The organism is Inhella inkyongensis, from assembly GCF_005952805.1.
GTDB classification, from domain to species: domain Bacteria; phylum Pseudomonadota; class Gammaproteobacteria; order Burkholderiales; family Burkholderiaceae_C; genus Inhella; species Inhella inkyongensis.
The window spans coordinates 448569-462762 of sequence record NZ_CP040709.1 but is presented as its reverse complement, the minus strand read 5'-3'; the positions used below and the strand labels follow the sequence as shown (position 1 = coordinate 462762).

Below are 14194 nucleotides of genomic sequence, written 5' to 3'. Positions count from 1 at the left end.
CAGCGCGGCCCGCCGACAACCGTGTTTTGCCCCCCCGTTTCGGCACAAAACATCGGGCATCATTCGAGCCCACTGAATCCAAAGAGGTGGCCGTGAAGACCGTCCTGATCGTCGAAGACCAATCCGAAATTCGCGAGCTGATTCGAGTGACGCTGGAGTTTGAGGACTACCAGATTGCCGAGGCTGCCAATGGCGAGGAAGGGCTGCGTGAGGCCTTGCGCCTCAAGCCCGATCTGGTCTTGCTGGATGTGATGATGCCCGGCAATCTGGACGGTCTGCAGGTCTGCAAACGCCTGCGCGCTGAACCCGGCATGTCACGCACCCGCATCGTCATGCTGACCGCCAAGGGCCAGGCGGCGGACCGGCAGGCCGGCATCCAGGCTGGCGCCGATGCCTATCTGCTCAAACCCTTCAGCCCCCTGGAACTGATGAAGGTGTGCCAGAAGGTGATGCGCTAAGACGCTGCAAGAGCGCGCCCGGGATGGCGGAGAGCGCCAGCACCTGGGCCGCAGCCCCCAACTCAAAAGCGGCCTTGGGCATGCCGTAGACGACACAGCTCGCTTCGTCCTGGGCCACGGTATAGGCCCCGGCCTTGCGCATCTCCAGCAGGCCGCGCGCGCCATCGTCGCCCATGCCGGTCAGGATCACGCCCAGCGCATTGCGACCGGCGCATTGCGCCACCGACTTGAACAACACATCCACCGACGGCTTGTGGTGGTTGACCAGCGGACCGTCCTTGACCTCCACCAGGTATTGCGCACCGCTGCGCCGCAACTGCATGTGCTTGCCACCCGGTGCCACCAGCACCCGACCCGGATAGACCCGGTCGCCATCGCGCGCCTCAATGACATCAAAGCCACTGACGCGCGCCAGCCGTGCCGCCATGCCCGCCGTGAAGCCGGCCGGCATGTGCTGCACCAGCACGATGCCTGCGGCCAGGGTGTTGGGCAAGCTGCAGAGCAGGGATTCAAAGGTCTGCACGCCCCCGGTGGAGGAGCCCACGGCAATCACCCGATCCGTGGTCTCGGCCATGGCGCGCGGCGCGGCCACCGCCGCGCTCAATGCGGCTGGGGACAAATTGACCGGCTGCGCCAGCGCGCGCGGCATGGCGCGCAAATTAGCGCGGGAGGCTGCCCGCACCGCCGCCACCAAACCGTTGCCTTCGTCCTCCAGAAAATCCTTCAAGCCCATCTTGGGCTTGGTCACGAAGCTCACCGCGCCCGCTGCAAGTGCCTGCAAGGTGGTCTCGGCGCCAGCCTCGGTCAAGGTCGAGCACATCACCACCGGCAAGGGGTGCTCAGCCATCAATTGCCTCAAGAAACTGATGCCATCCATGCGCGGCATCTCGACATCCAGCACCAGCACATCGGGCCAATCGGCGCGCAGCTTCGGGAATGCAAACAGCGGATCGCTGGCGGTGATGATGACCTGCATGCCAGCAGCTTCGAGCAGGCCACTGAGGTGTTTGCGCACGATGGCGGAGTCGTCCACCACGGCCACGCGAATGGGCGTCGAACTCATGTCTTGGGCTTGGAGTTGATCGGCTGGCCGCGGCTCATGGTGACGGTGCCGGCGGGCAGCACCAGGGTCACGTTGCGCGGTACGTTGTCACCCACATCGATGCCCTGGAGCTGAAAGCCGTACTGGTCCAGCAGTTTCCAGCCCTGCTCGATGTTGCGTTCGCCCACATTGAACTTGACGGCCATGCCATCGGGCATGGTGTCGGCGCCGCCGTAAAGATGGGCGTGATAGTCCTGCGGCTGGGTGCCCAGCAGCTTGAGCTTCTGCACCAGCAGTTCGAGTGCCTCGTCCCCGTAGCGCCCATCCAAGGGCTCGCCCGTGCGACGCTGGCGCTGGGGCAACAGGTAATGGCACATGCCGCCGCAGCGCCGAATCGGGTGCCAGAGCGTGATGGCCACGCAAGAGCCCAGCAGGGTCTTGAGCGTGCCCTGCTGACCAAAATGCCATTGCCCCGGCATCAGGTTGATCACCGCCGGCGCAGCTGTGGGCGCGGCGGAGTGCGCCCCAAAGACAGGTTTGATGCGCGGCGGTTCAGCCATGTCGATAGATGGCCGGAGCCACCGCCTGCAAAGGCAAATTCAGCCCGGTCAAGGATTCGGCATGCCCGGTGTAGAGCACCCCATCGGGCTTGAGCTTTTCGATCACCCGCCGCACGATGGCTGCCTTGGCCGTGGCATCGAAATAGATCAGCACATTGCGCAGAAAGATCACATCAAAGGCAGGCAGGTTCCCGGGCAGGGGCTGCATCAGATTGGCCCCCAGGAACTGGGTCTTGGCGCGCAGCTCGCGCGCCATCAAAAGCTGCCCCTCATAGCGCTGGGTGCCCTTGAGACAGAAGCGCCGCAAGTAATCCGCCGGCACATTGCGCGCGCGCTCCATCGAGTAAAGGCCCTGGCGCGCGCTCTCGACCATGGCGGTGGACAGGTCGGTGCCCCAGATGCTCCAGGGGTGATTCAAGCCCAGGCAATCGGCCAGCAACATGGCGATGGAGTAGGCCTCCTCGCCGGAAGACGAGGCGCCGCTCCACACCAAAAATTCCCGCGCCGACTTGGCGCCCTGCGCACGCTGGCGCAGATCATCAAAGTGCTGGGGTTCGCGGAAGAAATAGGTCTCGTTGGTGGTGAGGCGATCCACCAAATCGACCATCAAGGCTTCGCTGACCTGACCGCGCACCAAGCGCTGCGCAAATGCTTCGACGTCGGCGCCCTGACCATGGTCCAGCGCCAATTTCTGCAGCCGCCCGTAAACCAGGGCCTGCTTGGACTCCACCAGTCGGATGCCCGAGACCCGATGAAACAGCTCGGTGATGGCGGCGAAGGTGGCGGCCTGAAGTTGTGCCATCAGGACTCCTGCGCTTCGGCGATGCGCTGCGCCAAATCGCTGGGCGCCAGGATCTGATCCAGACTCAGTAGCGCCGCATAGCCGCTGGGCAGATTGATCATGCCGGCCACGAAACCGGCCGGCAAGCGCACGCCCAGGCTGGGCACTGACTCCAGTTGCTCGCTGCGGAACTCGAGCACTTCGTAGACCGCATCCACCAGCAGCCCGGCCACCACCTTGTCTTGCAACTCATCGCCCGCGCACTCCACCACCACCACGGCGCTGCGGCGGCCAATCTGAACCGGCTCCAAACCAAAGCGAGCCGCCAGATCCAGCACCGGCACCACGGCACCGCGCAGATTCATCACCCCGCGCAAAAAACTCGGGGACTGGGGCATGGGCGTCATGCGCCCGACCTCCAGGATTTCATGCACGGCCTCGATGGGCACGACCAGGGACTCCGCAGCCACCGCCAGGCGCAAGACCTGGCGGGGCTGGGCGGCATCAGCGTGGTGGCTCATCGCGGGACCTCAGAAGCGGGTGAACAGGGACTCATCGACCGCCTCCCCTGCTGCGCCCGGCTTGGGGCGGCCCATCGGCCGCACAGGCTGTGCGGCGGGTGCAGCGGGCGCGCCGGCACGGGGCGACTGCGGGGGGCGCGCCACCGCCGAGCCTGGAGCCGGGCGGCGGGCCGTTGCCGGGGCCGCCATCGGCGCGTGACGGGTATCGCGGTGTGAATCCGTGCCCCGCAAGCGGAAGCTGGCAATCAACTCCTGCAACTGCGCCGCCTGCGCGCTGAGTTGCTCAGCCGTGGCGCTGAGTTGCTCGCTGGCGCTGGCGGTCTGCTGGGTGGTGCCCGAGATGTGGTGCATGGTGGCATTGATCTGCACCACGCCTTGGTTCTGCTCGCCGCTGGCGGCAGCGATTTCTTGCACCAACTCGCTGGTCTTCTGGATCGAGGGCACCATCGCCCCCAGCAACTTGCCGGCCTTCTCGGCCAGGCCCACGCTATTGCCCGCCAGCGCGCCGATTTCCTGCGCAGCCACCTGGCTGCGTTCGGCCAATTTGCGCACCTCCGCCGCCACCACCGCAAAGCCCTTGCCGTGCTCACCGGCGCGGGCTGCCTCGATGGCCGCATTCAGCGCCAGCAAATTGGTCTGATAGGCGATGTCATCAATGATGCCGATCTTCGCGGCAATGCTCTTCATCGCCTCCACCGTGCTGCCCACGGCCACCCCGCCCTCGCGGGCCTGATTGGCCGCCTCGGTGGCCATGCGGTCGGTCACACCGGCGTTGTCGGCATTGGCCTGCACGCTGGCCCCCATCTCATGCAGAGACGCCGTGGTCTCTTCAACGCTGGCGGCCTGCTGGCTGGCACTGTGACTGAGCGCCTGCGAGGTCTGCGAGACCTGCTCGGACGCACTAGAGAGCTGGTCGGCCGCCGTCTTCACTTCGATGAAGGTGCGGGTCACGTTGTCCAGCAAGCCATTGAAGCCATTGCCCAGCATGCTGAAAAAGGCCGTCTTGCCCTCGGTGTCGATGCGGCGTGCAAAGTCTCCCTGGCCAGCCCCTTCCACCAGGGCGGAAATCTCCTGCTCGGCGGCCACCTCGGCGGTGCGGTCCAACCACTCCACCACCGTCCCGAGGCGCTCACCCTGCGGGCTGGTGATGGGGCTGGCGGTGAGCGCGAAGCTCAGAGAACCCACCTTGAGCTGCGTGCGGTACTCGCCCTTGAGTTGCCCAAGCAGATTGCGCTGGTGGGCCGGGTTCTTGTGGAACTGGTCGAAGTTCGAACCGACGATGCGCCGTGCATCGAACGCGGGCAGCACCTTGCGCAATTCGGCCTCGTTGCGAAGCATCATCTGCGCCACCGAGGCGTTGTTGTAGACGATGTTGCCGTCGGCGTCGGCAATCATCACATTGGTCGAGCAAGTGTCCAGGGCCTGGCGCACGCGCGCGTTTTCGGCGGCCAGGGCCTGCTCGCGCTCCAGTGCGGCCAGTTCGGCCGTCATGTCTTTCCACTCCACCACCGTGCCCAGGCGCTTGCCACCGCTGAGCACTGGGTTGACGATCAGGTCAAAGCGCCGACCGCCGATGTGCAGGCGGGTCTTGTGAACCTGGGTCAGGCGATCCAGCATGCCGCGCTGGTGCGCCGGGTTCTTGTGGAACTGATCGATGTTGCTGCCGATCACCGTGGCGGCGCTGAATTGCGGCAGGTCCTTGCGGATGTCGGCCTCGGCCGTGGCCAGCATGGCCTGCAGCGACGCATTGCCATAAATGATGTTGTAGCCCGGGTCGGCCACCATCATGTTGGTGGCCGCCACGTCCAGGGCCTGGCGGATGCGCTCGGCGTCCTCGGCGCGCTTCTTGGTGTCGGCGAACTCAAAGCCCAAGCGGGTCTGTACGCGGCGCAGCGCCTGCATCATCTGCGCCAGGCGGTCGCGCCCCTGCACCGGCACGATGCCGTCAAAGCGCGCCTGCGCGAATTGCTCCAACTGGGCCGCAGCCACCGCCAGCGTGCGGTCCAGCCGGCGCCCCAGGGCCCAGGCGCCATAGCCCCCGGCCAGCACCAAGGCCGCAGCCGGAACCAGGGTCTGCGGCTGCGCGCCCCCCCAGCCCAGCAGCAAGCCGCCACCCACCAACGCCAAGCCCTGCAGGAGCTGCTTGCCCCCCAGGCTCAATCGGTCGCGCTGCTGGGTCAGACTGTCGATCAAGCCCGTCCGCACGGCCGCACCGTCGCGGATCACCAGGCCCTTTGCCCGCCCTTCCTTGAAGTCGCGATAGACGCGCTCCACCGCCTCGATCTGTTCGCGGCTGGGCCGGGTGCGCACCGACATATAGCCCACCACCGAATCGCCTTCGGTGATCGGCGTGGCATTCGCCACCACCCAGTAGTGGTCGCCGTCCTTGCGTCGGTTCTTCACCAGGCCGGACCACGGCCGGCCGGCCTTGAGCGTGGCCCACAGGTCCTCGAAGGCCTCCTCTGGCATGTCCGGGTGGCGCACCAGGTTGTGCGGTTGGCCGATCAGCTCCGACTCCACGAAGCCGCTGGCCTCAATGAAGTCTTCGTTCACATAGGTGATGCGCCCCTTCAGGTCGGTGCGCGAGACGATGGTCATGCCATCGCGCAACACCCATTCCTTTTGGGTCACCGGCAGATTGCTTCGCATAAGACTCCCTCGCCCTCTTTGGTCCGACCTACAAGGTGTAGCTGCTGATCAATTCCTGCAACTGCGCCGCCTGCGCACTGAGCTGCTCGGCCGTCGCGCTGAGCTCTTCGCTGGCGCTGGCCGTCTGCTGGGTGTTGCCGCTCACATGGTTCATGGCCGCCGTAATCTGGCTCACGCCCTGGCTCTGCTCGCCGCTGGCGGCAGCGATCTCCTGCACCAACTCGCTGGTGCGCTGGATGGACGGAACCATGTCGGACAGCAGCCGCCCGGCCTGCTCGGCCAAGCCCACGCTGTTGCCGGCCAGCGCGCCGATTTCCTGTGCAGCCACCTGGCTGCGCTCGGCCAGTTTTCGCACCTCGGCCGCCACCACGGCAAAGCCCTTGCCGTGCTCGCCGGCGCGCGCGGCCTCGATGGCGGCGTTCAGGGCCAACAAATTGGTCTGGTAAGCAATGTCATCAATGATGCCGATCTTGGCCGCGATGCTCTTCATCGCATCGACCGTCATGCTCACCGCCTGCCCGCCCTCCCTGGCCTGCTGCGCGGCCTGGGTGGCCATGCGGTCGGTGATGCCGGCGTTGTCGGCGTTTTGTTTCACGCTGGCGGCCATTTCGGCCAGCGAGGCTGTGGTCTCCTCCACGCTGGCGGCCTGCTGGCTGGCGCTATGGCTCAAGGACTGCGAAGTCTGCGAAACCTGGCCAGCCGCACTGGTCAGTTGGTCGGCTGCGGCCCGCACATCGCTCAGCAGGGCTGCCATGCCTTGAACCAACTCATTGAAGCGCTCGCCGCTCTCGCGGAAGAAGCCCTGCTTGTCGTCAGTACGAATGCGTTGGCTCAGATCCCCCTGCGCGGCGGCCTTGGCCATCTGGCCGAACTCCTCTTCCGCGCGACGCTGCTCACTGACGTCCTGCCACTGGCCCACGGTGCCCAACTGTTGCCCCTGTGGGTCGAAGATCGGGGTTGTTGTCACTTGATAAGTCCGTCCGCCCAGCACCATCTCGCTGGTCACAGGCTGACGCAAGGACTTGAGCCGCTCCACCGCCGCCTGGGGGTCCGCATAGAACAGACCCACCGAACGGCCCAGCATGCGCTCGGCCTCGAACTGCGGATTGGTGGCTCGGAAGGCCACCGCGTCGCGGCGCAGAACCTGGGCCAGGGCCTCGTTGATATAGACCAAAGTGCCATCCGCGTCGGCGATGCGGGCGGGCGTGGCCGACACATCCAGGGCCTGGCGCACGCGTTGGTTCTCGGCAGCCAGACGCTGCTCGCGTTCGCGTTGGGCCAGCTCCTGCGTGATGTCGCGCCACTCCACCACCGTGCCCAGGCGCTCCCGCCCGGCATCAAAGATGGGATTGGCCACCAACTCGAACTGCAAGATGCCCACCTGAATGCGAGTTCGGTACTCGCCCGTCAGTCCCGCCAGCAGTTGACGCTGGTGGGCCGGATGCCGATGGAAGGCATCGAAGTTGGCGCCCTGCAGCCGGCTGGCATCGAAGTTGGGCAGGCTCTTGCGCAGTTCGGCTTGGTTGCCCTGCATCATGGCCTGCACCGAATGGTTCAGGTAGACCAACTGGCCTTGCGCATCAGCCACCATCACGTTGGTGGAACAGCAATCCAGGGCTTGCCGGATGCGGCTGTTTTCCGCCAGCAAACGGCCATCGCGCTCATTGCGCTCGCGCAGTTGGCTCTGCATAGCGTCCAGACTGCGCAGCAGGCGCGCCGGCTCGTCATCGGCCTGGCTGACGATCTCACTATCCAACCGCCCCTGTCCGATGGCCTCCGCCACTTGCACGGCCTGGCTGAGTGGTTGCGTGATGGAGCGCGTCAGCAAGAACACGATCAGCCCGCCCACCACCAGTCCCAACACACCCAGCCCCATCAACTGGCGCTCGGCTCGGGTCACCGTGGCTGCAGCGGCTTGTGCCGCCCCAGCAATGTCCTCCTGAACGTGGTGACTCATGCCATCGAGCGCCGCAACCCAGTCGCGCACGAGCTGAACAGCCTGGGTCTTGTCCGCGGTCGGATCGTCCTTGCCACCGCCCACGCGCGCCAACTCCTTGCGCAGACCCGCTTGCGCCGCCGCCACCTTGGTCAGGTAGGGCCCTTCGTCCTCATGCATCAGGGTCTGGATGCTCTGCAAGGCCGCGTCATGCGCGGTGATGGCCTGCAAGGCCGCCGCCTGTTCGGCCGCGGCGTTCTTGGGATCTCGCTCTGCCGCCATCAGCCGGACACTGGCCAAAGCTGCTTCGGCCTGGCGCACCATCTTGTGCAGGCCCTCAGCCTTCACCGTGGCCTGGCTGACGGCATCCTCCACATCGTGCTGAATGGCTCGCAAATCCCGATAGGAGAGACCCAGAGCCAGCAACAGCAAGCCCAGCAGCAGCCCACAGCACAGGGCCAGCCGGGGCCCCAATCGAAGACGCATCAACAAGGCACTCATGCTTCCTCCCTGGACTTATCGGCGCACGCTCTCAACACCTTCACGAATGCGGAAATAGGCCATCAACTCCTGCAACTGCTCGGCCTGGGCGCTGAGCTGCTCGGCCGTCGCGCTGAGCTCTTCGCTGGCGCTGGCCGTCTGCTGGGTGTTGCCGCTCACATGGTTCATGGCCGCGGTGATCTGGCTCACACCCTGGCTCTGCTCACCACTGGCAGCAGCGATCTCCTGCACCAACTCGCTGGTGCGCTGGATGGCGGGCACCATGTCGGACAGCAGCTGGCCGGCCTGCTCGGCCAGGCCCACGCTGTTGCCGGCCAGCGCGCCGATTTCCTGTGCAGCCACCTGGCTGCGCTCGGCCAGCTTGCGCACCTCGGCCGCCACCACGGCAAAGCCCTTGCCGTGCTCGCCGGCGCGCGCCGCCTCGATGGCGGCATTCAGGGCCAGCAGATTGGTCTGATAGGCGATGTCGTCAATGATGCCGATCTTGGCCGCGATGCTCTTCATCGCATCCACCGTCATGCTCACCGCCTGCCCACCTTCCATGGCCTGCTGCGCGGCTTGAGTGGCCATCCGGTCGGTGACTCCCGCGTTGTCGGCGTTCTGCTTCACGCTGGCGGCCATCTCGGCCAGCGAGGCCGTGGTCTCCTCCACGCTGGCAGCCTGCTGGCTGGCGCCATGGCTCAAGGACTGCGAGGTCTGCGAGACCTGCCCAGCCGCGCTGGTGAGCTGCGCGGCGGCGGCGCGCACTTCGGTGATGGTGCCCGTCACGGTGTCGAGCAAACCGTTGAACTTTTCACCCAGCATGGCCATGAAGCGGTCCTTGCCGGCCACCTCGATCCGGGCGCTGAAGTCGCCTTGATTGGCCCCATCCACGATGCCGCTGATCTCCTGCTCGGCGGCCACTTCCGCCGTACGGTCACGCCACTCCACCACCGTACCCAGCCTTTCGCCCTGGGCATTGACGATGGGGTTGGCGATGAGCGCAAAGTGCAGCGCCCCCACTCGGATCTCGGCGCGGTACTCGCCCTTCAGATTGCCCAGCAGATTGCGCTGGTGGCTCGGGTTGCGGTGGAACTGATCGAAGTTGCTGCCCACCACGCGGCGCGCGTCAAACGAAGGCAGCGAGCGGCGCAGCTCGCTCTCGTTGCGCTGCAGCATGGCCAGCACCGCCTGATTGGCATAAATGATGTTGCCGTCCGGGTCAGCAATCATGGCGTTGGTGCTGCTGCCATCCAGGGCCTGACGAATCCGCGCGTTCTCATTGGCCGCCTGCACCTCTCGCTCGCGCTGCGCCAGCTCCTGAGTCACATCTTTCCACTCCACCACCGTGCCCAGGCGCTGCCCCTGTGCATCGATGATGGCGTTGGCAGTGAGGTCAAAACTGAGTACACCGACCTTGATGCGGGTCTTGTACTCACCCGTCAACTTCTCCAGCATCTGACGCTGATGCGCCGGATTCCGATGGAACACGTCGATGTTGGCGCCCATCAGACGGCTGACATCGAAGTTGGGCAGTTGCTTACGCAGCTCCACCTGGTTGCCGGCCATCATGGCCAGCACCGAATCGTTCAGGTAGACGATGTGGCCATTGGCATCGGCCACCATCACATTGGTGGAGCAGCGGTCCAGGGCCTGCTTGACCCGCAAGGTCTCCGCCAGCGCGCGCGCATCGCGATCATTGCGTTCTCGCAGCTGCCCCTGCATCGCGCCCAGGGCCTGCAACAGGCGCGCGGGTTCGTCACTGCCGGCATCGCTCACATCGCTGCTCAAGTCGCCCTCAGCCACGGCCCCCGCCGCCGTCACGGCGCGGCGCAGTGGCTGGGTGATGGAACGCACGATCCACCCCGCCATCCCTGCGGCCAACACCAACAAGGCCAGAATGCCGCCGCCTTGGAGGTTGCGCGTCCGTCGATCAGCGTCCACGCGCTCGTGCATCATGTGTTGCAGCTCGGCCATCGCCGCCTGCACCAGATCCTGCTGGGCCTGCACCGCCAGCGTTCCAGCAGCAAACAAGGCTTCTGCACTCGGTGTGGCGCCCGCCTTGGCCTGCAATAGCTCTTGCACCTGCGTCTGGAAGGCCTGGGCTGCCTGGGTTGCCTTTTGCGCACTGGGCTTCAGGCGCTGCGCGAGCTCCGGATCGCTGGCGCCGGCTTTTTCGATTTGAGCCAAACCACGGTGCCGGAAGTACTCCACCTGCTGCGCCATCTGCGCCAACACGGCTCGATCGGTCGCTGCAATCTCCTTTCCCGCCTGGGCCTGGGCTGCCAGCCCGGCCGCGCGGCCGCGTGCCTGCGCCACCGCCTCCATCAACCGCGGAAGGTGGTCAACAGCAGCCGTCATCTGGTAGTACGAACCCGCCACAGGGTCCAGCGAGAGGCCGGACTCATCAGCCAGCCCATCCAACGCTTCCAGATATTGGTCCGCCAAGCGCGTATGTCGCGAGAAGGACTCCGGCGCACTCAGACCATTGGCCTGCACAGCCTGCTGCAACTCGGCAAAGCCTTGGGCCAACGCAGCGAAGCGCTTCTGGGTCTGCGCAAACATCGGATCACGCAACCCGGGCTCCAGCCCTGCCAGCGCCTTTTCCACTGCCGCCGCAGCCGCCTGGCGGGGTGCAGCGGCGCTCGCATCGCCTGACAGCAGCCGGTTGCTCTGGCCCCGATGGTTCTGCAAGGCGGCGAGCACCGCCAGGGAAGGCTCAGCCACATCCAGGCCTTCGTCCTCAGCCAGCGAGACTTCTATTGCCTGATTGAGTTTCAGCACCAACTGTGTCAAGGGCACCAGCGCGGCCAACAGGCCGAGCACGCCGACGAGCGCAAACTTTTGCCAGAGAGGGAGCTTGCGGAGCAGAGCGTTCATCGGTGCACCTCGTTCTAGTTGCGGGTCGCGCCAACCCGGCGCGCCGATTCCATCAGGCCATTCACATCCAACACCAGGGCCACATCGCCACTGCCCAGAATCGTCGAGCCCGCCAGCGCCTTCACATGCGTGAACAGACCGGCCAGCGGCTTGATCACGGTCTGGTGCTCGCCCATCAATCGATCGACGATCAGGCCCACCCGACCGCCCTGGCCCTCACGCACCACCACCACGCTGCGGCGCCGGTTGTCCTGCACCGGGCAGCGGTAAAAGCGCGCCAGGTCCAGCCAGGGCACGATCTCGCCGCGCAGATTGAAGGTCCCGCTGACACGCTCGGCGTTTTTCTGCACCTCCGGCGGCACGTCGATGCACTCACTCACCACCGCCAGCGGCAGCACGTAGTGCACCTCGCCCACCTGGGTCAGGAAGCCATCGATCATGGCCAGGGTCAGCGGCAGCCGGATCTGCGTCAGGGTGCCGTTGCCCGGTTCGCTGTGCAGACGGATCTGCCCGCGCAGGCCCTCGATATTGCGCTTCACCACGTCCATGCCCACGCCGCGCCCGGACAGGTCCGTGACGGCCTCGGCGGTGGAAAAGCCCGGCTGGAAGATCAGCTGCCAGACGTCGGAGTCGGACAAGACGGCGTCGGGCGCGATGAGGCCGCGCTCGATGGCCTTGTTCAAGATCCGCTCACGCGCCAAGCCACGCCCGTCGTCGCGCACCTCGATGACGATGGATCCGGCCTCGTGGAAGGCATTGAGCCTGAGCGTGCCGGCGCGCGGCTTGCCTGCCGCCTCGCGCTCCTCGGGCGGCTCCAGCCCATGGTCCATGCTGTTGCGCACCAAGTGCATCAGCGGATCGCCAATGGCGTCCACCATGGACTTGTCCATCTCGGTGTCGCCACCGGTCACCACCAGCTCGATCTCCTTGCCCAGTTGCTTGGAGACATCGCGCACCACGCGTTGGAAGCGTCCGAAGGTCTCACCCACCGGCACCATGCGCAGTCCCAGGGCCGCGTCGCGCGTGTCCTGCATCAGGCTCATGACCCGCAGCATGGCCTCCAGCGTGGCCTCATCCTTGGCGTGGTGGGCCACCATCTGAGCACCCGAGCCGGCAATCACCAGTTCGCCGATCAAGTCGATCAAGGTATCCAGCTTGTCGGCGCGCACGCGGATGAAACGGGTGTCCTCGCCGGTGCGGCGATCGCGCGGGGCGTTGCGGCGGTCCCCCTCGCCGCTGCGGCGGTCCGGGCCTTTCTCTCGCGGCGCCCCTTCGGCACGGCGCTCGATGCGCGGCACCACCGCCTCTTCTTCCTGCAAGGTGGCGACCACCGTCTCCACGACCTCGAAGCGCACCCCCATATCGCGCCAGATCTCAAACAGCAGGGCGCGCTTCTCGGCATCCAAGCCGCAGCGCTTCTCGGCCAGGCTCTCGAAGCGGCCGGGCGCACAGCCCGGCTCCAGGATCTGCACATCGCTGTCTTCAAGCGCGAACTCAAACACCGATTCAATCTCGGCGCGCCCCTTATCGGTCTCGAAACGCAGCTCGACCCAAAGATGACAGGCTTCAGCATCCAAAGCATCCAGGGCGGGCACTTCGGCATGCATCAGGTGCAGCGCATGGATGGTGCCCAACTGACCCAAGTAGCGCAGGAAGGCCAATGGGTCCAGCCCGTTGCGCAAGGCATCCGGCAGGAAGCGCAGCGAGAGATGCCAGTGCGCAGGACCCTCGGGCTGCGCAGCGGCCACCGCAAGCTGTTCGGGCGCCGGGGCCGCTGTGGCGCGCGGCGCAGGGGCCTCGCCCATCAGGGCCCGCAGGCGATCCGCCAAGCCGTTGGCGGCTTCCAGCACGGCCGGATTGGCCGCCTCGCCCTGATCAATCTCACCCAGCAGCGCTTCAATCTGATCGCGGCTTTGCAGCAGCGCATCCATGCATTCGCCATCCAGCGCACGGCGGCCGTCGCGCAGGGCATCCAGCAGGGTCTCGGCCACATGGGTAAAGCGCACCACGTCCTCGAAGCCGAACATGCCGGCACCGCCCTTGATGGTGTGGGCAGCCCGAAACGCGGCATTGAGCTGCTCGGCGTCGGTGGGGTCGCCCTCCAGCACCAGCAAGGAGGCCTCGTACTGGCGCAACATCTCCTGCGCCTCTTCGAGATAGCCATCGCGCGCAGCGGCCAGGATCTCGGCGTCGTCGTCCTGCATTTCAGGCCTCCGGCATCAGCAATGCCCGCAGGTGATAGGTGTCCATGGCCGCCCGCGCGGCGCTGCTGGCGGCCACGATCTGCAACTCCTGGCCGCGCTCCTGCAGGCTGCGGCGCAGTGCCAGCAGCAATTGCACGCCGCTGGAGTCCATGCTCTCGACCCCGCCCAGATCCAGCACCGGCGCCTCGGCCGTCTCGGCCCCGGCGATCAGTGCGGTCAGCAACTGCTCATGCAGTTGCGCCGCGTGCGGAATGGTCCACTCAGTGCCCAGCTTCAGTGCTTCGGCCATGAGGGCCTCACCTAGACACAGAGCTTGTTGACCGCGTCGACCAACTGCGAGGGCTGGAAAGGCTTGGTGATCCAGGCCTTGGCCCCGGCCGCCCGTCCCTCAGCCTTCTTGGCTTCCTGGCTCTCGGTGGTCAGCATGATCACCGGCGTGAACTTGTAAGACGCATGGGTCTTCACCGTCTTCAGGAAGGTCAAGCCATCCATATTGGGCATGTTGACGTCGCAGACGATCAAGTTGACCTTGAGCGTGCCGTCCAGCTTGGCCAGGGCCTCCTTGCCGTCGCCCGCCTCGACCACCGTGTAGCCGGCCTTTTGCAGTGCCAGCTTCACCACGGTGCGAAAGCTGCCCGAATCGTCGATGACCATCACCGTCTTGCTCATGTCGTCTCCTTCAG

11 protein-coding genes are annotated in these 14194 nt (G+C 65.9%); 1 reads left to right on the top strand and 10 read right to left on the bottom strand.

The genetic code is table 11. From position 1 onward, the window contains the following. Nucleotides 1-92 precede the first annotated feature (92 nt). Entirely contained in the window at nt 93-458 is a 366-nt protein-coding gene (locus tag FF090_RS02310) for a response regulator transcription factor (RefSeq protein ID WP_138855192.1), read from the top strand. Here FF090_RS02310 and FF090_RS02305 read toward each other — a convergent pair. The 10 genes from FF090_RS02305 to FF090_RS02260 are packed head-to-tail and all read right to left on the bottom strand — an operon-like array spanning nt 412 to nt 14180. After that, nucleotides 412-1521, bottom strand: a complete 1110-nt coding sequence (locus FF090_RS02305; protein ID WP_138855191.1) for a protein-glutamate methylesterase/protein-glutamine glutaminase — start codon at nt 1519-1521, stop codon at nt 412-414. The two genes, FF090_RS02310 and FF090_RS02305, sit on opposite strands and share 47 nt — an antisense overlap. After that, complete coding sequence (locus FF090_RS02300; RefSeq protein ID WP_138855190.1) at nt 1518-2060, bottom strand: chemotaxis protein CheD; 543 nt, start codon at nt 2058-2060, stop codon at nt 1518-1520. Before FF090_RS02300 ends, FF090_RS02305 begins: the two co-directional genes overlap by 4 nt. Further along, entirely contained in the window at nt 2053-2862 is an 810-nt protein-coding gene (locus tag FF090_RS02295; RefSeq protein WP_138855189.1) for a CheR family methyltransferase, read from the bottom strand. Before FF090_RS02295 ends, FF090_RS02300 begins: the two co-directional genes overlap by 8 nt. After that, entirely contained in the window at nt 2862-3362 is a 501-nt protein-coding gene (locus FF090_RS02290; RefSeq protein ID WP_138855188.1) for a chemotaxis protein CheW, read from the bottom strand. Before FF090_RS02290 ends, FF090_RS02295 begins: the two co-directional genes overlap by 1 nt. A gap of 9 nt (nt 3363-3371) precedes the next feature. Further along, entirely contained in the window at nt 3372-6011 is a 2640-nt protein-coding gene (locus tag FF090_RS19730; RefSeq protein WP_138855187.1) for a methyl-accepting chemotaxis protein, read from the bottom strand. A 28-nt stretch (nt 6012-6039) separates the two neighbouring features. Further along, nucleotides 6040-8448 (bottom strand): methyl-accepting chemotaxis protein, encoded by a 2409-nt coding sequence (locus FF090_RS19725; RefSeq protein ID WP_138855186.1) that lies wholly within the window; start codon nt 8446-8448, stop codon nt 6040-6042. A gap of 15 nt (nt 8449-8463) precedes the next feature. Then, nucleotides 8464-11307 (bottom strand): methyl-accepting chemotaxis protein, encoded by a 2844-nt coding sequence (locus FF090_RS19800; RefSeq protein WP_138855185.1) that lies wholly within the window; start codon nt 11305-11307, stop codon nt 8464-8466. Between the two features lie 14 nt (nt 11308-11321). Next, a complete protein-coding gene (locus FF090_RS02270) occupies nt 11322-13511 on the bottom strand; it encodes a chemotaxis protein CheA (protein ID WP_138855184.1) in 2190 nt (729 codons plus the stop codon). A gap of 1 nt (nt 13512) precedes the next feature. Next, entirely contained in the window at nt 13513-13800 is a 288-nt protein-coding gene (locus FF090_RS02265) for an STAS domain-containing protein (protein WP_138855183.1), read from the bottom strand. Nucleotides 13801-13811: 11 nt separating this feature from the next. Beyond that, nucleotides 13812-14180 carry a response regulator gene (locus tag FF090_RS02260; RefSeq protein WP_138855182.1) on the bottom strand — a complete coding sequence of 123 codons (369 nt, stop codon included), beginning with the start codon at nt 14178-14180 and terminating at the stop codon, nt 13812-13814. Nucleotides 14181-14194: the final 14 nt, after the last annotated feature.

Excerpts from the sequence above, each read along its gene's own strand:
- FF090_RS02305 (WP_138855191.1), bottom strand. The coding sequence starts at position 1,521 with ATGAGTTCGACGCCCATTCGCGTGGCCGTGGTGGACGACTCCGCCATC.
- FF090_RS19800 (WP_138855185.1), bottom strand. The coding sequence starts at position 11,307 with ATGAACGCTCTGCTCCGCAAGCTCCCTCTCTGGCAAAAGTTTGCGCTC.
- FF090_RS02270 (WP_138855184.1), bottom strand. The coding sequence starts at position 13,511 with ATGCAGGACGACGACGCCGAGATCCTGGCCGCTGCGCGCGATGGCTAT.
- FF090_RS02290 (WP_138855188.1), bottom strand. The coding sequence starts at position 3,362 with ATGAGCCACCACGCTGATGCCGCCCAGCCCCGCCAGGTCTTGCGCCTG.
- FF090_RS02260 (WP_138855182.1), bottom strand. The coding sequence starts at position 14,180 with ATGAGCAAGACGGTGATGGTCATCGACGATTCGGGCAGCTTTCGCACC.
- FF090_RS19730 (WP_138855187.1), bottom strand. The coding sequence starts at position 6,011 with ATGCGAAGCAATCTGCCGGTGACCCAAAAGGAATGGGTGTTGCGCGAT.
- FF090_RS19725 (WP_138855186.1), bottom strand. The coding sequence starts at position 8,448 with ATGAGTGCCTTGTTGATGCGTCTTCGATTGGGGCCCCGGCTGGCCCTG.
- FF090_RS02300 (WP_138855190.1), bottom strand. The coding sequence starts at position 2,060 with ATGGCTGAACCGCCGCGCATCAAACCTGTCTTTGGGGCGCACTCCGCC.
- FF090_RS02265 (WP_138855183.1), bottom strand. The coding sequence starts at position 13,800 with ATGGCCGAAGCACTGAAGCTGGGCACTGAGTGGACCATTCCGCACGCG.
- FF090_RS02295 (WP_138855189.1), bottom strand. The coding sequence starts at position 2,862 with ATGGCACAACTTCAGGCCGCCACCTTCGCCGCCATCACCGAGCTGTTT.